Source organism: Streptomyces sp. NPDC085866 (assembly GCF_044541035.1).
Taxonomy (GTDB): Bacteria; Actinomycetota; Actinomycetes; order Streptomycetales; family Streptomycetaceae; genus Streptomyces.
Genome location: NZ_JBITSQ010000020.1, coordinates 141900 through 162642, shown reverse-complemented (window position 1 = coordinate 162642; position 20743 = coordinate 141900). Strand labels below are relative to the sequence as shown.

Genomic DNA, 20743 nt, shown 5'->3' with positions numbered 1-20743 from the left:
TCGCTGCACACCAACTCCTTCGACGAGGCGATCGCGCTCCCGACGGACAAGGCGGCCCGGCTCGCCCTGCGCACCCAGCAGGTCCTCGCGTACGAAACGGATCTCACCGCCACCGTCGACCCGTTCGCGGGTTCGTATGTGGTCGAGAAGATGACCGACGACGTCGAGGCCGCGGTGCTGGAGCTGATGGCGAAGGTCGAGGAGCTGGGCGGCGCGGTCGACGCCATCGAGCGCGGCTTCCAGAAGAACGAGATCGAGAACTCCGCCTATCGCATCGCCCAGGAGACCGACGCCGGCGAGCGGGTGGTCGTGGGCGTCAACCGCTTCCAGCTCGACGAGGAGGAGCCGTACGAGCCGCTCCGCGTCGACCCCGCCATCGAGGCCCAGCAGGCCGAACGGCTCGCGGAGCTGCGGGCCCGGCGGACGCGGAGCGAGGTCGACGACGCCCTCGCCCGGCTGAGGAAGGCGGCCGAGGGCGACGACAACGTTCTCCATCCGATGAAGGACGCGCTGCGCGCCCGCGCCACCGTCGGCGAGGTGTGCGACGCCCTGCGCGAGGTCTGGGGCACCTACATCCCCGGCGCATAAGGAAACAAGAACACGGGGGAATTCATGGGTACACCGATTCGCGTCGTGATCGCCAAGCCCGGCCTGGACGGGCACGACCGTGGAGCGAAGGTCATCGCCCGTGCATTGCGGGACGCGGGAATCGAAGTCGTCTACACGGGTCTTCACCAGACCCCGCGCCAGATCGTGGACACCGCCCTCCAGGAAGACGCCGACGGTATCGGCCTTTCGGTGCTCTCCGGCGCGCACATGACGCTCTTCGCGGAAGTTCTCCGACTTCTCGGCGAGGCGGACGCACGGGACATCACGGTGTTCGGCGGCGGCATCATCCCCGACGCCGACATTCCGCTCCTCCGGGAGATGGGCGTGGCCGCACTTTTCACTCCCGGAGCCCCCGTCCTGGAGATCGCCGACTGGGTGAACCAGAACATCGCCGCTGCGGCCTGAATTCGGCCGGCCGGCATGGGCGTCCGCCCATTCGCAGTGTTCAAGGGCTATTTCGAGGGAGGGGCACGATGACAACAAGCCAGGAGACGAACGCCGGTCTCGGCGGCCTGCTGGTGAGGGCCGCGGCGGAGTTCCCGGAGCACGGGGTGCGTTACCGCTCGGGAGAGCGGACACTCGACTTCACGCTCCGGACCTATCCGCATCTCCTCGACGAGTCGCTCCGGCTGCTCGGCTCCCTGCGGAAGGCCGGGGTTCGCCGGGACCGGGTCGTGGCGCTGTTGCTGGAGCGGCCCGAGGACTTCATCCCGGCCTTCTGGGCCTGCCTGCTCGGCGGATTCACCGTCTGCCCGCTGGTCCCCACCCGGAACGACCCGCAGCGTTGGTCCGCGCAGTTGAGCCACGTCGACACCCTGCTCGAAGGCCCGCTCGTGGTCACCGACAGCCGGACCCGTGCGGAACTGCCCGCTGTCGAGGGTCTGGCGGTCGCCACGTTCGAGGACCTGGCGGCGGACGCGGCCGGCACGGACGCGGGCACGGTCGAGACGACCGCCGCCGGTCCGGACGACGTCGCGCTGCTGGTGCTCACCTCCGGATCCACCGGCGCCGCCAAGGCGGTCCGGCTCACGCACGGCAACCTGCTGGCCTCCATGGCCGCGAAGGCCGGGACGCAGTCGCTCACCTCGGACGACGTGACGCTCAACTGGATCTCCTACGACCACGTCGCCGCGCTGCTCGAGGCACACCTGCTGCCGCTGTCCGTCGGGGCCGTGCAGCTGCAGGCCTCGCCGGAGTCGGTGCTGGCCGATCCGATGCACTTCCTCGAACTGATCGACGCCCACGGGGTGACGATGACGTTCACCCCCAACTTCCTGCTGGGGCTGATCAACAAGACCATCGACCAGCTGTCGTCCCCACCGTCCCTGGACCTGTCCCGCCTGCGGCACATCGTCTCCGGCGGTGAGGCCAACCCGGTCGCCACCGGCGTCGGCTTCCTCGACCGGCTGGCCCCGTACGGGCTGCGCCGCGGGGCCCTGTGGCCCGCCTTCGGGATGACCGAGACCTGCGCCGGCAGCATCTACAACCGGGAGTTCCCCGACGCCGACCTCGGGGCCGAGTTCGCGGCGGTCGGGCGCCCGGTCGGCGGGCTCCGGATCCGGGTCGCGGCAGAGGGCGGCGACACCCCTCTCGCCGACGGCGAGGTCGGCGAGGTGCAGCTCTCGGGCCCGATGATCACCGGTGGGTACTGGAACAACAAGGAGGCGACCGACGCCGCGTTCACGGCGGACGGCTGGTTCCGGACCGGTGACCTCGGCCGGCTCGCCGACGGCCGGCTGACCCTCGTGGGGCGCAGCAAGGACAGCATCATCGTCAACGGCGTCAACTACTACAGCCACGACCTCGAGTCCGTGCTCCACGACCTCGAAGGTGTCGAGAAGTCCTTCGTCGCCGCGTTCCCGACCCGTCCGCAGGGCGGCGACACCGAGCAGCTGGCGGTCGCGTTCGCCGTCACCCCCGACGTGGCCCGCGACGAGGCGGCGCTGCACCGCCTGCTCGTCGCGATCAGGAACAGCGTCGTACTGCACTGGGGCTTCCGCCCGGCGCTGCTGCTGCCGCTTCCCAAGGACGCCTTCCCGAAGACCAGCCTGGGCAAGATCCCGCGCTCGCTCATGCGCCGCCGACTGGAGTCCGGTGACTACGCCGAACATCTGCACGCCGTAGGGGAGTTGGTGACGCGACAGCTCGGCGGCCATGCAGCCCCCGAGGGCGCGGTCGAGGAGACTCTCGCGGAGCTGTACGGCGACCTCTTCGAGACCGACCCGTCCACGATCAGCGCCACGGCCAGTTTCTTCGACCTGGGCGGGACGTCACTGGACATCCTGCGCCTCAAGAGCCTGATCACCCAGCGCTTCGCCGGCGCCGAGCTTCCCGTCCTCGCGATCCTCACCTCGCCCAGCATCCGCGAACTGGCCGCACGCATCGAGGCAGGCCGCAGCGGGGAGCCCGCCCCGTACGACCCGGTCGTCCCGCTGCAGACCAGCGGGGACAAGACACCCCTGTTCTGTGTCCACCCCGGGGTCGGTGAGGTGCTCGTCTTCGTCAACCTGGCGAAGTACTTCGTCCACGAGCGGCCCTTCTACGCCCTGCGGGCGCGCGGGTTCAACCCGGGAGAGAAGCCGTTCGAGAGCTTCGACGAGATGGCGCGCACCTACGTGGACGCGATCCGCTCCAAGCAGCCGCACGGCCCGTACGCGATCGCCGGGTACTCCTTCGGCGCGGCGGTGGCCTTCGAGGTGGCCAAGCTGCTGGAGGCGGAGGGCGAGCGCGTCGACTTCCTCGGCAGCTTCAACCTGCCCCCGCACATCAAGTACCGCATGGACGAACTCGACTTCGTCGAGACCGCGGTCAACCTGGCGATGTTCCTCGACCTGATCTCCAAGCAGCAGGCGAAGACCCTGCCCGCCGAACTGCGCCCGCTGGGCAAGCGGGAACAGCTCGCCCACCTGATCGACATCGCTCCCCCGGAGCGGCTCGCCGAACTCGACCTGGATCTGGAGCGGTTCACCGCCTGGGCGGACCTCGCCGACGGCCTCACCGGCCTCGGCCGGACCTACCACCCCTCCGGCAGCGTCGCCGCGATGAGCGTCTTCTACGCCGTTCCGCTGCGCGGCACCAAGCAGGACTGGCTGAACAACGAGCTGCGGCGCTGGGAGGACTTCACCCGCGAGGCGCCCCGGTACATCGACGTGCCCGGCGAGCACTACACCCTCATGGGCCCCAGGCACGTGGCCGTCTTCCAGTCGATCCTGCGCGCCGAACTCGACCGGGCGCTGTCCGGCAACTAGGAGAGGAACGACTCTCGGATGGACAGCACTTCGACGCACACGCCGTTGCCGACGGGGAAGAAGATCCTGATCACCGGGGCGACCGGCCTGGTGGCCCGCACCGCGGCCGAGACCCTCGCGGAGCACAACGAGGTGTGGTGTCTCGGGCGCTTCTCGGACCCGGAGCCGGAACGCCGGCTCCAGGACCGGGGGATACGGACCCGGCGCTGGGACATGGCCGGGGACGGACTCGACGGGGTCCCCGACGACTTCACCCATGTGCTGCACGCGGCGGTCGAACGCGGCGAAGGCGACTTCGAGGAGGTGGTGGCGGTGAACTCCGTCGCCACCGGCCGCCTGATGACGCACTGCCGCGCCGCGGAAGCCTTCCTGTTCGTCTCCACCAGCGCGCTCTACGCGCCCCAGGCGCTCGACCACCGGTACACCGAGACCGACCCGCTGGGCACCGAGTCGGCGTTCCTGCCGACGTACCCGGTCGGCAAGCTGGCCACCGAGGGCGCGGTACGGGCGCTCGCCGTGACGCTCGGCCTGCCCACCACCATCGCACGGCTCAACGTCGCCTACGGTCCCCATGGGCACGGCGGGCTCCCGGTCATCTTCCACCGGCTGATGCTCGCCGGGAAACCGATCGCCGTCCCGCACGACGGGCAGCACTACTGCTCCCCGATCCACACCGACGACATCGCCCGGCACGTGCCCCGGCTGTGGGCCGCGGCCGCGGCACCGGCGACCGTCGTGAACTGGGGAGGGGACGAGGTCGTCGGCGTGCGGGACCTCATGGCGTACGTCTCCGAACTCACCGGCGTACCCGTCGACTTCGTGCCGAGCGACGCCACCCGCGCGGTCGTCGCGTACGACGACACACGCCGCAGGAGCCTCGTCGGCGACTGCGAGAGGTCCTGGCGCGACGGGGTCCGGCAGGCCCTGGAAGCGCACTTTCCCGGCACCGTCACAGCCGGCCCCGAGGCCGTGGCCGGCTCCAAGAGAGAGGTGTTCCACCCGTGACCAGTGAAACGTCCACCGAACCGCAGGTGCTGGGGCTGCTGGAGCGCGCACTGAGCGCCAGCTGCGCGGCCTCGCTGCGCGCGGCCGTGAAGCTCGGCCTCGCCGACGCCCTCGGTGACACCCCGGCGACGGCGGACGACCTCGCCGCGTCGGTCGGCGCCGACCCGGACGCGCTGCGGCGCCTGCTGCGCTCGCTCACCTGCTACGAGGTCTTCGCCGAGGACGCCGAGGGCCGCTTCGGCCACACGGAGGTCTCGCGGCTGCTGCGCACGGACGCTCCGGACAGCCTCGACCAGCTCGTGCTGTGGATGACCGAGCCGTGGACCTGGGAGCTGTGGGGCCGCCTGGACGAGTCGGTCCGCACCGGCAGGGACGTGTTCGTCGACCTGCACGGCCGGGAGTTCTTCGACCATGTGCACACCGCCTGGCCTCGGTCCGCGGAGGTGTTCGACCGCGCGATGACCCAGGCGAGCAAGCAGTCCGCCACGGCCGTCGCCGGCGTTCTTCCGCTGGACGGCGCCCGCACCGTCGCCGACATCGGCGGCGGACAGGGCTTCCTGCTGGCCTCGCTGCTGGAGCACCACCCCGACGTCCGGGGGATCCTGTTCGACCGGCCCGACGTGATCGCGGGCGCCGACGCGCGGCTGCTCGCCGGCGGGGCGCTCGCCGAGCGGGTACGGCTGCTGTCCGGCGACTGCCGCGAGGAGGTCCCGGCCGACGTCGACGCGTACGTCTTCAAGAACATCCTGGGCATGAACGACGAGGACGCCCTCGTCGTGCTCGGCAATGTCATGAAGACGGCCCGCCCCGGCGCCCGGGTGATCATCGTGGAGAACCTCGTCGACGACGGCCCGGGGCAGAAGTTCAGCACCGCGATGGATCTGCGGATGCTCCTCACCGTGGGCGGCCGCAAGCACACCCGGCAGGGACTGGTCGGGCTCGTGGAGCAGGCGGGTCTCGTCGTCCGGGACGTGCGGCCGGTCAACTCCTACCAGCACATGATCGAGGCCGTGACGCCCGCGTAGCGGCGGCTGCCGCAGTCGGACCGACGGAGCGAGAGAAGGGTGTGAAGTCCACATGACCGAGGCCGCCGACGTACTGGTGGTGGGGGCCGGGCCCACCGGCCTGCTGCTGGCCGGGGACCTGGCCACCGCCGGGGTGCGGGTCACCCTGCTGGAACGGCGTGAGCACGCCGACGCCAACATGACCCGCGCCTTCGCGGTGCACGCCCGCACCCTGGAGGTGCTCGACGCCCGCGGCCTCGCCGACGAACTGGTCGCCCTCGGCAGGACCGCTCCCGTGGTCGGGGTCTTCGGAAAACTCGAACTGCACCTGCACCGGCTGCGCACCCGCTTCCCGTTCGTGCTGATCACCCCGCAGTACAACGTCGAGGCGCTGCTGGAGCGGCGTGCGCTCGCCGCCGGGGTGCGGATCGTGCGCGGTGCCGAGGTGGTCGCGGTGCGGCAACGGGTCGACGCCGTCGAGGTGGAGACGGCCGGCCCGGGCAGTTTCAGTGCCCGGTACCTGGTCGGGTGCGACGGGGTGCGCAGCGCCGTGCGGGGGCTCACCGGGATCGACTTCCCGGGCCGGTCCGTGGTGCGGTCGGTGATGCTGGCCGACGTCCGGCTCAAGGACGTACCCGTCGACGCGGTGACCACCAACGCGAACGAGCACGGCTTCGCCTCCCTGGTGCCCTTCGGCGACGGTTGGTACCGGGCGATCGGCTGGGTCGCCGGGGACGAGCGGTCCGACGACGCGCCGGTGGTGGCCGAGGAGCTGGCCGAGCAGCTGCGCCGGGTGCTCGGCTCCGACTACGGCATGCACGACCCGCGCTGGATCTCCCGCTTCCACAGCGACGAGCGGCAGGCCGTGCGCTACCGCGAGGGCCGCGTGCTGCTCGCGGGCGACGCCGCGCACGTGCACTCGCCGGCCGGCGGCATGGGTATGAACACGGGGCTGCAGGACGCCGCCAACCTGGGCTGGAAGCTGGCCGCGGTGGTCCGGGGCCGGGCCGGGGAAGCGCTGCTCGACTCCTACGAGCAGGAGCGCCACCCCGTCGGGAAGCAGGCGCTGCGGATCTCCGGCGCCATCACCCGGGGCGTGCTGGGCACCCGCCGCAGCAGCCGCGTGGGCCGGCTGCGCGGCCTCGTCATGCCCGCGGTCTCCAGGCTCAGCTCGGCCACCTTGCTGGGGGAGCGGCTGCTCTCCGGCATCGGCATCTCCTACCCGGCGCCGCGCGGCAGCCACCGGCTCACCGGCCGCCGGGTACCCGACCTGCGGCTCGCGGGTGGACAGCGGCTGTACGACGTGCTGCGCGCCGGCCGCTTCGTGCTGATCACCCGGGACCGGCCGGTGCCGGAGACGCGGTGGCTGCAGCTCGCCGCCCCCGCCGGGAACCTGCGCACCACGCTCCTGGTCCGCCCGGACGGCCACATCGCCTGGGCCGCCGACGGCCTGGACAGCGAGGGGCTGCGCGCGGAGCTGGAGCGGTGGCCGGTGGCGGCGGACTGAGCCGCGCTCGGGCTGCGCCGCGCTCGGTCTGCGCCGTCGGCCGTGACGATGTCCGCCGGGTGTGTCGACGTGCGTCTGCCGGGTGCGCCGATGGCGTTCGCCGGGTGTGTCGACGCGCGTCTGCCGGGTGTGTCGACGTGCGTCCGCCGGGCGTGCCGACGGTGTCCGCCGGGCGTGCCTGCCGGGTCCGGCAGGTGCCTCGGCGGCCGGGGGGGGGCGAGGACGAGCAAGCTCGACCGGCCTCCGGCGGAGGTCACGCACCGGCGGGCGCCGGGGTGCCGGGGTGCCGGGGTGCTGGTGCGCCGGGGTGCCGGAGGGTTACGGGGTTCTCCACAGGTACCGAGTTGTCCACAGGGTGTGACGCGTTTCGGCCACCGGTTGTACCGTCTGCACGAGTTGATGTTCGAGCTGATCCGCGTGCCAGCACGCGTGTGGTGTCTGTGGGGGAGGCGGTCGCGGTGACCGAGAGCGGTGCGGGAGTGGCGGAATCGGCCGAGCAGACGGCGGTACCCCGGCTGCCCCGAATGCGCGGGTTCGCCGAGTGGCCGCCCCAGGGCTCGCCCAAGGCGGAGGGCAAGGCACTGCGGACGAGCGTGCCGCGCAGCGCACACCGCACCCTGGACCTGGACGGCGCCCGCCCGGACGCGGTCACCGCGGTCGAGGAGTCCAACGCCGGCCGCATCCCCGAGCTGACGCCGATACGCGTGGGCCGGATGGCGGCCACGCCGTTCGCCTTCCTGCGCGGCTCGGCCGGACTCATGGCCCACGACCTCGCGCGCACCCCCATGACCAGGATCGGCGCCCAGATATGCGGCGACGCGCACGCGGCCAACTTCGGCCTGTACGGCGACGCCCGCGGCGGCCTGGTCATCGACCTCAACGACTTCGACGAGACCGTGCACGGCCCCTGGGAGTGGGACCTGAAGCGGCTCGCCGCCTCACTGGTGCTGGCCGGGCGCGAGGCGGGCGCCGACGAGGACACCTGCCGCAAGGCGGCCAACGACGCGGCCGGCGCCTACCGGCGCACCATGCGGCTGCTGGCCAAGCTGTCGGTGCTGGACGCCTGGAACGCGATCGCGGACGAGGAGCTGGTCTCCCACACCGACGCCCACGACCTGCTCGGCACCCTGGAGCGGGTCTCCGAGAAGGCACGGGCCAACACCAGCGGCCGGTTCGCGGCGAAGTCGACCGAGGAGGTGGCCGACGGCGGACGCCGCTTCGTCGACGCGCCCCCGGTGCTGCGCCGGATCCCGGACGCCGAGGCGGCCGCGGTGGCCGCGGCCCTGGAGCCGTACGTGGCGACGCTCTCCGAGGACCGGCTGCCCCTGCTGGCCCGGCACGCTGTGCACGACGTCGCCTTCCGGGTCGTCGGCACCGGCAGCGTGGGCACCCGGTCCTACGTGGTGCTTCTCCTGGACCACCGAGGGCAGCCGCTGGTGCTCCAGGTGAAGGAGGCCCGCCCGTCCGCGCTGGTCCCGCACCTGGCCACGGCAGGCTTCGAGGCGGCGCCGGTGGAGCACGAGGGACGCCGGGTGGTCCTCGGCCAGAAGCGGATGCAGGTGGTCAGCGACATCCTGCTCGGCTGGACGACGGTCGACGGGCGGCCCTACCAGGTACGCCAGTTCCGCAACCGCAAGGGCAGCGTCGACCCGGCCGCGCTCGCCGCCGACCAGGTCGACGACTACGGCCGGATGACCGGCGCCCTGCTGGCCCGCGCCCACGCCCACAGCGCAGACCCGCGCCTGATCGCCGGCTACTGCGGCAAGAACGAGGAGCTGGACGAGGCGATGGCCGACTTCGCCGTCGCCTACGCCGACCGCACCGAGGCGGACCACGCCGAACTGGTGGCGGCGGTGCGGTCCGGGCGGATCGCGGCCGAGATGGGCGTGTGACGGCGGGGACGGGGAGGACGAGGGCCGAGGTGGTGGTGCGGTGAGGTACGTCGAGCTGACCGACGACGAGGACGGGTACCCGGGGTTCGTCGACCCCCGCCCCTACCTCGACCGGCTGCCCGCGCTCGCGGCCGAACTGCCGCCGGGCGCCCGCGCGTTCGCCACCGACCCCGGGCACTACGACTTCGGCGGCAAGCGCTGTGTGAAGGACCTCCGGCCCGAGCGGGTGCGCCGCACCGGCGACGGGGACGTCGAGATCCGCTTCCGGCACAACTGCTTCAAGCACGACGAGGACCTCCTCGTCCGCTACACCGGCGTCTCCCGTTTCCAGTCGGACGTCCTGGGCGTCTGCGACCCCGCCTCCCTCGGCGACGTGATCCTCGACGAGATCCTGCCGCACCCCGGCGGCTGCACCCACGAGCTGGCCTGCCGGCCCGGCACGCTCGTGGTCGCCTGCCGGGACCTGGAGGCCGAGTGGGTACCGGCCGACTGCCCGGACGCACCACCGGCCGGCTGAGCCGGGGCGTCTTCGGCGACAGGTTTCGGCCGTGGCCTACGCTGGTCGGGTGACGACCCCGGAAGCTGAGCAGTCCCAGGCACCGCGGCCCGAGGAACGGCTGGAACAGGCCGTGCGGGCCGCCGAGCAGGCGTTGATCGAGTACGAGATCGCAGTGGAGACGTTCCGCGTCGAGGTCGAGAACTTCTCCCGGCTGCACGAACAGAGGCTCGGCCCGCTCTACACCCGCATCGAGGAGCTGGACGCGCTGATCGCCGAGGCGAAGGCCGCCCGCACCGGCGATCCCGAGGACATCCGCCGGGCGGAGGAAGCACGCGCCCACGTGCTGCCCATCCCCGGCGTCGAGGAACTGCTGCACGGCTGGATGGACGGCAACGGCCTGTTCCCGGAGGCCGCCGCCATGCTCACCGACCAGGCGGTACGGCCCCCCGAGCGGGTACGGCCCAGCGAAGAGGCCCGCAAGCTCTACCGCGACCTCGCCCGCAAGGCCCACCCCGACCTCGCCCAGGAGGAAGCGGAACGGCAGCGGCGCGAGGAGTTCATCACCCGCGTCAACGCCGCCTACGCCCGCGGCGACGAGATCCTCCTCGCCGAACTGGCCGCGGAGTGGGCGGCGGGCCCGGTACCGCCCGAGCGGCGCCCCAGCCCCGCCGAGGAGCTGTACGCCCGCCTCGAGTGGCTCACCCAGCGCAAGGAGCTGCTCACGCTGATCGCCCGCGAACTCGAGGACGGCGCGATCGCCGGCATGCTGCGCCTGGCCCCCGACGACCCCGACGCCCTCCTCGAAGAGATCGCCGCCCGCCTCCGCGCCGACATCGAACAGCGGGAGTCCACGCTCGCGGGCCTGCAGGGGCAGGAGTGAACCCCGGCGTCGGTCGGGTAGCGTCGGGGACATGAGTTTCGGAGCTGTTGTGCCCACGGTCGAGGTCACGGACCTCAAGGACGACGACTTCCTGCTGGACGTCCGCGAGGACGAGGAGTGGGAGGCGGGCCACGCCGCGGGGGCGCTGCACATCCCCATGAGCGAGTTCGTCGCCCGGTACGGCGAGCTGACCGAGGCCGCCCCGCAGGACGGCCGCATCCACGTGATCTGCCGCTCCGGCGGCCGCTCCGCCCAGGTCGCGATGTACCTGGGCCGGCAGGGCGTCGACGCCGTGAACGTGGCCGGCGGCATGCAGGTCTGGGAGGCCACGGGCCGCCCGGTGGTCACCGACGCCGGGGCACCCGGCGTGGTGGTCTGACCCTCCCGTCGGGCGCGGTCAGCTGAGCGGGTGGGCCGCCAGCAGGTCCCCGAGCGTCTCCTCGTACGCCGCCGCCGGGCCCAGCGCCAGCTCCAGCTGCTTGGCCCAGGCGTGGTACCGGTGCAGCGGGTAGTCGGTGTCCGCGCCGAACCCGCCGTGCAGGTGCTGCGCCGTCTGCACCACACGGCGCACGCCCTCCGCCGCCCAGATCTTCGCCACGGCGACGTCTCCGGCGGCGGGCAGCGCCCCCGGTGCGCCCGAGGCGATCCGCCAGGCCGCCTGCCACAGGGTGGCCTCCATGGCGCGCAGATCGATGTACCGGTCGGCTGCCTGGACGGCGACCGCCTGGAAGGTCGCGATCGGATGGCCGAACTGTTCCCGCTTGCCGGTGTACTCCGCGGTCATCCTCAGCACGCGCTCGCCCAGACCGAGGGCCAGCGCACAGGTGCCGGTGGCCAGCAGCGCGTGCAGCCACTCCCAGGCACCGTCGGCCTCGATCACGTCACCCGCCCCGACCCGCACGGACCGCAGCCGCAGCTCGGCCAGCCGCTCCCCGCTGGTGGAGAACTGCTCCGCGAGCACCAGCCCGTCCTGCGCGCACGGCACCACCGCGAGCACCGTCCGGTCGGCCTCGGTGTGCGCCGGCACGAGGACGAGGTCCGCGTCGTACGCGCATGGCACCGCCGTCTGTACCCCATCGAGCACCCAGGCCGGCCCGTCCCGCCGCGCGGTGACGGCGAGCCCCGCCGGGTCGTGTCCGGTACGGCCGTGCGCGGCGACGGTCAGCACCGACTCACCGCGCACCGCCCCGGCCAGCAGCCGCTCCCCCAACTCCTTCGCGCCGTAGGCCTGTACGGCCGCGGCCGCCGCGCTGTGCTCCAGCAGCGGCACCCGGGCGAGCACCCCGGCGGACTCGCGCAGCACCAGGCACAGCGCGACGGCGTCGAGCCCTGCCCCGCCGTACCGCTCGTCCAGCAGCAGGCCGGTCAGGTCCGCGCCGGCCAGCCGGGACCACAGCGCCCGGTCGAAGCCCTCGGCCACGGCACCGGTGGTGAGCGCCGGACTGGGCACCGCGTCCGGCGCCACCCCGGCGAACACCCCCCGCGCCGCCTCGGCCGCCGCCAACTGCTCCTCGCTGAAGGTGAAGTCCACGGCCTGTCCTCCCGGCGGGTCCGGTCATCTGACGGTTCGTCCGACGCATTCGTCTGACGGGCCGTCAAGATAGAACAGGTTCTAGAAGAAGGGAACGGGGAGGGAGCCGCCTCCGAGGCACGCCTCAGCGGTCGAAGTCCAGCTCCACCTTCTCCGTGAGCGGATGCGACTGGCAGGCCAGCACATATCCGGCGTCCGTCTCCTCCGCCTCCAGCGCGAAGTTGCGGTCCATGCGCACCTCGCCCGAGACCAGGAAGGCCCGGCAGGTTCCGCACACCCCGCCCTTGCAGGCGTAGGGCGCGTCGGGACGGTTGCGCAGCACCGTCTCCAGCAGGGACTCGCCGTCCTGGACCGGCCAGGTGCCGCCGCGTCCGTCGAGCCGGGCGGTGACGGTGCTGTGCGCGGGCACCTGCACACCGGCCGCCGGGGCCGCCCCCGCGTCCACGTGGAAGATCTCCTGGTGGATGCGGGCCCGGTCCACGCCCAGCTCGCGCAGTGCCTTCTCCGCGCCCTCGACCAGCCCGAACGGCCCGCACAGGAACCATCCCGCCACCTGGTCCACCGGCAGCAGCGCCGGCAGCAGCCCCGTGAGCCGCTCCCGGTCGAGCCGGCCGGAGGGCAGGCCCGCCTGCTGCTCCTCGCGGGAGAGCACGGTCACCAGCTGCAGCCGCTCCGGGTAGCGGTCCTTCAGGTCGGCGGCCTCCTCCAGGAACATCGTCGACGCGGCCGTACGGTCGCTGCGTATCAGGCAGAACCGGGCCTCGGGCTCACGCGCCAGCAGCGTGGAGACGATCGACAGCACGGGGGTGATGCCGCTGCCGCCGACGATCGCCGCGTACAGGCCCGGTGCCGGTTCGAGGGTGAAGCGTCCGGCCGGGGTCATCACCTCCAGCTCGTCGCCGACGTTCACCTCCTTCAGCGCGTACGTCGAGAAGGCGCCGCCCTCGACCAGCCGCACGCCCACCCGCAGCGTGGCCGGGCCCTCACGGGCCGGGCCGGGGGCCGGGGAGCAGATCGAGTACGTCCGCCGTATCTCGACGCCGTCCTCGCGCCGCCGCAGGGCGAGGTGCTGGCCCGGTGCGTGCCGGTACTCCTCGCGCAGCTCGGGCGGGACGGTGAGGGTGAGCGCGACGGAGTCGTCGGTGAGCCGGTCGACCGCGGCCACCGGGAGCGGGTGGAAGCGTGCCATCACAGCTCCTTGAAGTGGTCGAACGGTTCACGGCAGGACAGGCAGCGGCGCAGCGCCTTGCAGGCGGTGGAGGAGAACCGGCTCAGCAGCTCGGTCTCCGCGGATCCGCAGTGCGGGCAGCACACCGGGTCGGTGTCCTCGGTGAGCGTGCGGGTCGCGCCCAGGGTCAGCGCCACCGGCCCGGAGTCGTGGCGCACGCGCGGGGGAGCGATGCCGAACTCCTGGAGTTTGCGGCGGCCTTCGGGGGTGATGTCGTCGGTCGACCAGGCGGGGGTGAGCACCGTACGGACGGTGACCTCGCGCACGCCGTGGGCGCGCAGCACCCGCTCGATGTCCACGCTCATCGCCTCGATGGCGGGGCAGCCGGTGTAGGTCGGGGTCAGGTCGACCTCGACCGAGTCCGCACCGCTGATGTGCACCGCGCGCACCACGCCCAGCTCCTGGAGCGTGAGCACGGGCAGCTCGGGGTCGGGCACCGAGCCGGCCAGCTCCAGCAGCTCCGCCTCCAGGGCGGTGGCGATCACCATGACGCCCCCGGGTGGCTGCGGTGCAGGTGCTGCATCTCGGCGAGCATCCGCCCGAACGACTCGGTGTGCAGGCCCTGCCGGCCGGCGCCCGCCGACCACGCGCCGGTGCGCGGCCCCCCGGGGACGGTCAGGGTGGCCCGGCCGAGGACGTCCGTCATGGACCGGAGCCACTGGGACTCCATGCCCGCCCAGTCGGCGTCCAGGCCCTCCACCGGCTGGAACATCTCCCCGGTGAACCGCCACAGCGCCTCGCAGGCCCGCTGCATCCGCTCCCGGCTCGTCTCGGTGCCGTCGCCGAGCCGCAGCGTCCACAGCTCGGCGTGGTCGCGGTGGTAGGCGACCTCCTTGACGGCCTTCGCGGCCAGCGGTGCGAAGGGGCCGTCGGTCGCGGCCAGTTCGGTGTAGAGCAGCTGCTGGTAGGTGGAGAAGTACAGCTGGCGGGCGATGGTGTGCGCGAAGTCGCCGTTGGGCTGCTCGACGAGCTGGAGGTTGCGGAAGGAACGCTCCTCGCGCAGGTAGGCCAGCTCGTCCTCGTCGCCGGCCGTCGAGAGCAGTACGCGGGCCTGGCCGAGCAGGTCGAGGGCGATGTTGGCGAGGGCGACCTCCTCCTCCAGGACGGGGGCGTGCCCGGCCCACTCCCCCAGGCGGTGGGAGAGCACCAGGGCGTCGTCGCCGAGGGCGAGGGCGGCAGTCGTGGTGACGGTCGCGGTCACAGGTGCTTCACCCCTTCCGGGATCTCGTAGAAGGTCGGGTGCCGGTAGGGCTTGTCGGCGGCCGGCTCGAAGAACGGGTCCTTCTCGTCGGGCGAGGACGCGGTGATGGCGGCGGCCGGGACGACCCAGATCGAGACGCCCTCGCCGCGCCGGGTGTACAGGTCGCGGGCGTTGCGCAGGGCCAGCTCCGCGTCCGGTGCGTGCAGGCTGCCGGCGTGGGTGTGGGAGAGGCCGCGCCTGGAGCGCACGAAGACCTCCCACAGGGGCCAGTCGGTGTTGGTCATGCCTGCTTCGCTCCCGTCTCACCGGTGTGCTTGGCCGCGTAGGCCGCGGCTGCTTCCCTTACCCATGCGCCCTCGTCGTGGGCGTTTCTGCGCTGGGTGATCCGCTGCTCGTTGCAGGGGCCGTTGCCCTTGAGGACCTCCCAGAACTCCGTCCAGTCGATCGTGCCGAAGTCGTGGTGCCCCCGCTCCTCGTTCCACCGCAGGTCCGGGTCGGGGAGGGTCAGGCCCAGGGATTCGGCCTGCGGGACACAGATGTCGACGAAGCGCTGGCGCAGTTCGTCGTTCGAGTGGCGCTTGATCTTCCACTCCATGGACTGCGCGGAGTGCTGCGACTCGTCGTCGGGCGGGCCGAACATCATCAGCGAGGGCCACCACCAGCGGTCCACCGCGTCCTGTGCCATCGCGTGCTGCTCCTCGGTGCCCTTGCTGAGGGCCAGCAGCAGCTCGTACCCCTGGCGCTGGTGGAAGGACTCCTCCTTGCAGATCCGCACCATGGCGCGCGCGTACGGTCCGTAGGAGCAGCGGCACAGGGGGACCTGGTTGGTGATCGCGGCGCCGTCCACCAGCCAGCCGATCGCGCCGACGTCGGCCCAGGTCAGGGTGGGGTAGTTGAAGATCGAGGAGTATTTCTGGCGGCCGCTGTGCAGCTTGTCGAGCAGCTCGTCACGGCTGGTGCCGAGGGTCTCGGCCGCGCTGTACAGGTACAGGCCGTGGCCGGCCTCGTCCTGGACCTTGGCCATCAGGATCGCCTTGCGGCGCAGGCTCGGCGCGCGGGTGATCCAGTTGGCCTCCGGCTGCATGCCGATGATCTCGGAGTGCGCGTGCTGGGCGATCTGCCGGACCAGGGTCGCGCGGTAGGCCTCGGGCATCCAGTCGCGGGGCTCGATGCGTTCGTCGGCGGCCACGGCCGCGTCGAAGGCGCGCTCGTACTCCGCCGTGTCGTCGGCGACGGTCCGTGCGCCGTCCGCTTCCGTGCGGTGCGCGGCTGCTGTGGCCATGCGTTCCCCCTGACCTCGGGCTTTCCTGGAACATGTCCCGACCGATCGTTCGGTCCGTGCGCAATCAATGGTGTGCCGGGCCGCTGCGGGTGTCAACCGCTGTGGAAAACCTCGTGCGCCACCTGTGGATAACCGTGGGCGGACGGCACGGCGTGGCGAGAGCCACTGATCCGGCCCGTACCCGGGGCTGCGCCGAACGGCCGGTGCTGAGTACCGTTCCGTGCGAGTGTCGAGGAGTGGCGCTCGGGAAGCACGCGGCGCCTGTGGCGGTGCCGGGACGGCCGAGTGGAGCGGGGGACGGGGCGGAATGGACGCGTACGACGAGGACTCGCAGGCCCTGCGCGGGCCCGACGGGTCGACCGGGGCGCGTCGCCCACCGGACCCCGAACACCACGGGGATCCCGCGCCGGAGGCTTCCGGCGACCCCGGCGACCCCGGCGGCTCCCCGGCTCCCGACTCTCTGTCCCCCGCACCCCGCACCGGCGTCGCGGCCCTCTCCCCCCGCTACCAGGTCGGTGCCGCGGTGGCGCTCGCGATCGTGGCCGTCGCCGCCTGTGTGCATCTGGGCATGGTCTTCCTGAGCCTCGCGCCGGCGAACACGGTGACCAAGCAGCACGGCAAGGCGATAGAGGAGTGGGTGTACCCGGAGTTCGAGCAGAACTGGAAGCTGTTCGCCCCGAACCCGCTGCAGCAGAACATCGCCGTCCAGGTGCGCGCCGAGGTGCGGATGAAGGACGGCAGCCTGCGCACCACCGGCTGGACCGACCTCTCCGCCCAGGACGGCGCCGCCATCGACGGCAGCCTGGTGCCCAGCCACACCGAGCAGAACGAGCTGCGCCGCGGCTGGGACTTCTTCGTCGCCACGCACGGCACCGACAACCGGCCCGTGGGCATGCGCGGCGCGCTCTCCGAGCAGTACGTGCGCCGCATCGTGGTGATGCGCATGTACCGGACCGACCCGATCAGCAGGGAGGGCGTCATCCAGCGCGTGCAGGTCCGCTCCAGCACCACCAATGTGCAGCCGCCCGAGTGGAGCCGCGAGAAGATCTCCGACAAGCCCGTGTACCGGCTGCTGCCGTGGTGGACGGTGACCTCCGACGAGGCCGCCGGAGGTGTGCGGTGAACCGACTCTCCCTGACGCTCTCGCGCGGCATCGCCCGCGTCACCGAGTCGGCGCTCGGCCCGTACCAGAGCGCCGTCGTCCGCATCGGCTTCGCCGCGACCTGGCTGCTGTTCCTGCTGCGCGAGTTCCCCCACCGCCAGGAGCTGTACGGTCCGGACGGCCCCTGGGGCTGGGACCTCGCCCAGCAGCTGATCTCCGACAACCACGCCTTCACCGCCCTGATGTGGTCCGACGGACAGGCCTGGTTCGAGACCTTCTACCTGCTGGCGATCCTCGCCAGCGCGGCCCTGCTGCTGGGCTGGCGCACCCGGACCGCCTCCGTGCTGTTCATGGTCGGTGTGCTGTCGCTGCAGAACCGGAGCGTCTTCGTAGGTGACGGCGGCGACAACGTCCTGCACCTGATGTCCATCTACCTGGTGTTCACGCGCTGCGCCCAGGTGTGGTCGCTGGACGCGCGCCGGGCGGCCCGCAACGAGGCGGCACGCGCCCGTGGTGAACAGGTCCGTCCCGACCGTGTGGGACCCGCGCTGTGGGCGGTCCTCGGGCTCGCGCTCGGCGGGGCGACGCTGGCCGGCCGGTTCGACAGCGGCTGGCTGGTGCCCGCGCTGCTGTGGACGGCGTGGGTGGGCCTCGGCCTGTGGTGGGCGATACAGCGCTGGGCGAGGTCGCAGGAGCCGCGGATCCTGCTGGACGTGATCGCCAACATCCTGCACAACGGCGCGCTGGTCGTGATCATGGCGGAAGCCTGCCTGATCTACGCCACCGCCGGCTGGTACAAGATCCAGGGATCGCGCTGGCAGGACGGCACCGCCGTCTACTACCCGCTCCACCTCGACTACTTCTCGCCCTGGCCGGGTCTTGCCGACCTGATGTCCTCCAGCGGCACGATCATGATGATCGTGGCCTACGCGACGGTCATGGTGCAGGTCGCCTTCCCGTTCACGCTGTTCAACCGGCGGGTCAAGAACGTCCTGCTGGTGTTGATGATGACCGAGCACGCCGTGATCGCGGTCGTCCTCGGCCTGCCGTTCTTCTCGCTGGCGATGATCACCGCGGACGCAGTCTTCCTGCCGACGTCCTTCCTGCTGCTGCTCGGCGGCTGGGCGGCACGCGCGTGGGGACAGCTGGGACGCCGCGGCGACGGCGGCGACCGTACGCTGCCGACGCAGCGCACCCCGGAGGACAGCACGCCGGGACGCGTAGGGTTCACGGCATGACCGACCCCGTGACCCGGTGGCGCGAACGCGCCGGCGGCTCCGTGCTGCTCGACGGCTTCCACGCCCTCAAGCACGCGCTGCGCTTCGGCGCGGAGGTGCCGGTCGCGGTCACCACCGACCGGCGGGCGACGCTCGCTCTCGCCGAGGAACTGGCCGGGGACGTCAGGGACACGCTGGACGCGCTCCTGACAGAGGTGCCGCAGGAGACGTACGCCTCGCTCGTGCCACGCCCCCATCCGACGGGCGTGGCCGCCCTGGCCGTACGGCCGCCCCGCGAGGCCAATCTGCGGGCGCTCGCCCACACGCCCCGCACCGCGCCGATCGTGGTCCTCGACAACCCGCGCAACCTCGGCAACGCCGGGGCCGTGATCCGGCTGGCCGCCGGTTTCGGCGCGACCGGAGTGGTCACCACGGGCACCCTCGACCCCTGGCACCCCACCGTGGTGCGCGGCGGAGCGGGGCTGCACTTCGCGACCGCCGTGGAGCGGCTCGAGGTCGAGGAGCTGCCCGCCGGGCCGCTGTTCGCCCTCGACCCCGAGGGCGACGACATCCGAGGCACCAAGCTGCCGGACGACGCCGTGCTCGCCTTCGGGTCGGAGCGCAGCGGCCTGTCGGCCGAGCTGCGCGCGCGTGCCGATCACCTGCTGGCACTGCCGATGCGCCCCCAGGTCTCCAGCTACAACCTGGCCACCAGCGTGGCCATGACGCTGTACCACTGGAGTGCCACCGGGGGCGCACCCACGGCTTCCTAGGCCTCCCGGCGGACCTCCACCACCCGGAAGCGGTTGGCCACGAACGCGCCGTCGGTGAGGGCCGCGTTCGCCGCCGGGTTGCCGCCCGAGCCGTGGAAGTCGGAGAAGGCGGCCGTCTGGTTCACGTACACCCCGCCGATCAGGTTGAGGGACAGCTGGGCGGCCTCCTCCAGGCAGACCTCCTCGACGGCCTGCGCGACGTCCTGATCGGTGGTGTAGGCGCCGACCGTCATGGCGCCCTTGTCGCGGACCGTGCGGCGCAGCAGCTCGACCGCGTCGGTCACCGAGTCGACCGCGACGGCGAAGGAGACGGGGCCGAAGCACTCGCTCATGTAGGCGGCCTCGTCGTCCGGCTTGGCGCCGTCCAGCTTGACGATCACCGGGGTGCGGACGACCGCGCCCGGGAACTCCGGGTTGCTGATCTCGCGCGAGGCCAGGGCGACCTCACCGAGGCCGGCCGCCGCCTCCAGGCGGGCCTTGACGTCCGGGTTGACGATCGCGCCCAGCAGGGCGTTGGCCCGGGCGTCGTCGCCGAGCAGACCGTCTACCGCGCGGGCGAGGTCGGCGGCGACCTCGTCGAAGGTCTTGGGGCCCTCGTCGGTGCGGATGCCGTCGCGCGGGACGAGCAGGTTCTGCGGGGTGGTGCACATCTGGCCGCTGTACAGGGACAGCGAGAAGGCCAGGTTGGACAGCATGCCCTTGTAGTTGTCCGTCGACTCCACGACGACCGTGTTGACGCCGGCCTTCTCCGTGTAGACCTGCGCCTGGCGGGCGTTGGCCTCCAGCCAGTCGCCGAAGGACGTCGAGCCGGTGTAGTCGATGATCCGCATCTCGGGGCGGGTGGCGAGCGTCTTGGCGATGCCCTCGCCGGGGCGCTCGGCGGCGAGCGCGACCAGGTTCGGGTCGAAGCCCGCCTCGGTGAGGACCTGCCGGGCGACCTGCACGGTCAGCGCGAGCGGCAGCACCGCGCGCGGGTGGGGCTTGACCAGGACCGCGTTGCCGGTCGCCAGGGAGGCGAACAGGCCCGGGTAGCCGTTCCAGGTCGGGAAGGTGTTGCAGCCGATGACCAGGCCGATGCCGCGCGGGACCGGCGTGAACCGCTTGGTCAGCGCCAGCGGGTCGCGCTTGCCCTGCGGCTTGGTCCACTCGGCCGTCTCGGGCGTGCGGACCTGCTCCACGTACGCGTACGCCACCGCTTCCAGGCCGCGGTCCTGGGCGTGCGGGCCGCCCGCCTGGAACGCCATCATGAAGGCCTGTCCGCTGGTGTGCATGACCGCGTGCGCGAACTCGTGCGTCCGGTCGCTGATCCGCTTCAAAATCTCCAGACAGACCACCGCACGGGTCTCCGCACCCGCGTCCCGCCAGGCGCGCTGTCCGGCCTTCATCGCGGGCAGCAGCACGTCGACGTCCGCGTGCGGGTAGGTCACGCCCAGCTCGATGCCGTACGGCGAGACCTCGCCGCCGACCCAGTCGTCGGTGCCGGGCTGGCCGAGGTCGATGCGGGAGCCGAGGAGGGCGTCGAAGGCGGCCTTGCCCGCTGCCGCGTCCAGGCTGCCGTGCTCGCCGTAAGCCTTCGGATGCTCGGGATGCGGGGACCAGTACGCGCGCGTGCGGATCGCTTCCAGAGCCTGGTCGAGAGTGGGCCGGTGCTTCGCGATCAGCTCGTGCGCGGTCAGTTCGGCGGCCATGCGGGACCAACTCCTCGTCTGGAGAACTCATCGTCGAGTTCATGACCTGGGTGGAAACAGAGGCGGGAAAAGGCGGT

The 20743-nt window shown here is 72.2% G+C and carries 20 protein-coding genes; 13 read left to right on the top strand and 7 right to left on the bottom strand.

Annotated features, from left to right (window positions below):
• From ACIF83_RS39185 to ACIF83_RS39140, 10 genes are all read left to right on the top strand, one after another.
• The coding region (locus ACIF83_RS39185; protein ID WP_399734470.1) for a methylmalonyl-CoA mutase family protein at positions 1 to 588 on the top strand (588 nt) is incomplete at its 5' end.
• A 24-nt stretch (positions 589 to 612) separates the two neighbouring features.
• Entirely contained in the window at positions 613 to 1014 is a 402-nt protein-coding gene (locus ACIF83_RS39180) for a cobalamin B12-binding domain-containing protein (protein ID WP_393474981.1), read from the top strand.
• A gap of 68 nt (positions 1015 to 1082) precedes the next feature.
• Positions 1083 to 3857 carry an AMP-binding protein gene (locus tag ACIF83_RS39175; protein WP_399734467.1) on the top strand — a complete coding sequence of 925 codons (2775 nt, stop codon included), beginning with the start codon at positions 1083 to 1085 and terminating at the stop codon, positions 3855 to 3857.
• An 18-nt stretch (positions 3858 to 3875) separates the two neighbouring features.
• Positions 3876 to 4862: an NAD-dependent epimerase/dehydratase family protein gene (locus ACIF83_RS39170; protein WP_399734464.1), complete on the top strand. Its 987-nt coding sequence runs from the start codon at positions 3876 to 3878 to the stop codon at positions 4860 to 4862.
• Positions 4859 to 5887, top strand: coding sequence for a methyltransferase (locus tag ACIF83_RS39165; RefSeq protein WP_399734461.1), 1029 nt, complete (start codon positions 4859 to 4861; stop codon positions 5885 to 5887). The genes ACIF83_RS39170 and ACIF83_RS39165 overlap by 4 nt, the downstream gene beginning before the upstream one ends.
• Positions 5888 to 5939: 52 nt before the next feature.
• Positions 5940 to 7373 (top strand): FAD-dependent monooxygenase, encoded by a 1434-nt coding sequence (locus tag ACIF83_RS39160; protein WP_399734458.1) that lies wholly within the window; start codon positions 5940 to 5942, stop codon positions 7371 to 7373.
• A gap of 458 nt (positions 7374 to 7831) precedes the next feature.
• Complete coding sequence (locus ACIF83_RS39155) at positions 7832 to 9265, top strand: DUF2252 domain-containing protein (RefSeq protein WP_399734455.1); 1434 nt, start codon at positions 7832 to 7834, stop codon at positions 9263 to 9265.
• A gap of 40 nt (positions 9266 to 9305) precedes the next feature.
• Entirely contained in the window at positions 9306 to 9782 is a 477-nt protein-coding gene (locus ACIF83_RS39150; protein WP_393474995.1) for a hypothetical protein, read from the top strand.
• A gap of 49 nt (positions 9783 to 9831) precedes the next feature.
• A complete protein-coding gene (locus ACIF83_RS39145; protein WP_393474998.1) occupies positions 9832 to 10644 on the top strand; it encodes a hypothetical protein in 813 nt (270 codons plus the stop codon).
• Between the two features lie 49 nt (positions 10645 to 10693).
• Positions 10694 to 11023, top strand: coding sequence for a rhodanese-like domain-containing protein (locus ACIF83_RS39140; RefSeq protein ID WP_393475393.1), 330 nt, complete (start codon positions 10694 to 10696; stop codon positions 11021 to 11023).
• Positions 11024 to 11041: 18 nt separating this feature from the next.
• Here ACIF83_RS39140 and ACIF83_RS39135 read toward each other — a convergent pair whose 3' ends face one another.
• The 6 genes from ACIF83_RS39135 to paaA form a co-directional block, all read right to left on the bottom strand.
• Complete coding sequence (locus ACIF83_RS39135; RefSeq protein ID WP_399734450.1) at positions 11042 to 12175, bottom strand: acyl-CoA dehydrogenase family protein; 1134 nt, start codon at positions 12173 to 12175, stop codon at positions 11042 to 11044.
• Positions 12176 to 12299: 124 nt separating this feature from the next.
• The gene (locus tag ACIF83_RS39130; RefSeq protein WP_399734447.1) at positions 12300 to 13364 is read right to left on the bottom strand and encodes a 2Fe-2S iron-sulfur cluster-binding protein; all 1065 of its coding nucleotides are present in this window, start codon (positions 13362 to 13364) and stop codon (positions 12300 to 12302) included.
• Positions 13364 to 13891, bottom strand: a complete 528-nt coding sequence (gene paaD / locus ACIF83_RS39125) for a 1,2-phenylacetyl-CoA epoxidase subunit PaaD (RefSeq protein WP_393475006.1) — start codon at positions 13889 to 13891, stop codon at positions 13364 to 13366. Before paaD ends, ACIF83_RS39130 begins: the two co-directional genes overlap by 1 nt.
• Entirely contained in the window at positions 13885 to 14604 is a 720-nt protein-coding gene (gene paaC, locus ACIF83_RS39120) for a 1,2-phenylacetyl-CoA epoxidase subunit PaaC (RefSeq protein WP_399734444.1), read from the bottom strand. The genes paaD and paaC overlap by 7 nt, the downstream gene beginning before the upstream one ends.
• Positions 14601 to 14888, bottom strand: a complete 288-nt coding sequence (gene paaB, locus ACIF83_RS39115) for a 1,2-phenylacetyl-CoA epoxidase subunit PaaB (protein WP_094218582.1) — start codon at positions 14886 to 14888, stop codon at positions 14601 to 14603. The genes paaC and paaB overlap by 4 nt, the downstream gene beginning before the upstream one ends.
• Positions 14885 to 15886 (bottom strand): 1,2-phenylacetyl-CoA epoxidase subunit PaaA, encoded by a 1002-nt coding sequence (gene paaA / locus ACIF83_RS39110; RefSeq protein ID WP_393475012.1) that lies wholly within the window; start codon positions 15884 to 15886, stop codon positions 14885 to 14887. Before paaA ends, paaB begins: the two co-directional genes overlap by 4 nt.
• A gap of 307 nt (positions 15887 to 16193) precedes the next feature.
• Here paaA and ACIF83_RS39105 point away from each other — a divergent pair, with 307 nt between their 5' ends.
• The 3 genes from ACIF83_RS39105 to ACIF83_RS39095 are packed head-to-tail and all read left to right on the top strand — an operon-like array spanning position 16194 to position 18978.
• Positions 16194 to 17009 (top strand): DUF5819 family protein, encoded by an 816-nt coding sequence (locus ACIF83_RS39105; protein WP_399734440.1) that lies wholly within the window; start codon positions 16194 to 16196, stop codon positions 17007 to 17009.
• Positions 17006 to 18226, top strand: coding sequence for an HTTM domain-containing protein (locus ACIF83_RS39100; protein ID WP_399734437.1), 1221 nt, complete (start codon positions 17006 to 17008; stop codon positions 18224 to 18226). Before ACIF83_RS39105 ends, ACIF83_RS39100 begins: the two co-directional genes overlap by 4 nt.
• Positions 18223 to 18978, top strand: a complete 756-nt coding sequence (locus tag ACIF83_RS39095) for a TrmH family RNA methyltransferase (RefSeq protein ID WP_393475021.1) — start codon at positions 18223 to 18225, stop codon at positions 18976 to 18978. Before ACIF83_RS39100 ends, ACIF83_RS39095 begins: the two co-directional genes overlap by 4 nt.
• Here the strand turns inward: ACIF83_RS39095 and paaN are convergent.
• The gene (gene paaN / locus ACIF83_RS39090; protein ID WP_399734433.1) at positions 18975 to 20666 is read right to left on the bottom strand and encodes a phenylacetic acid degradation protein PaaN; all 1692 of its coding nucleotides are present in this window, start codon (positions 20664 to 20666) and stop codon (positions 18975 to 18977) included. The genes ACIF83_RS39095 and paaN overlap by 4 nt on opposite strands.
• Positions 20667 to 20743: the final 77 nt, after the last annotated feature.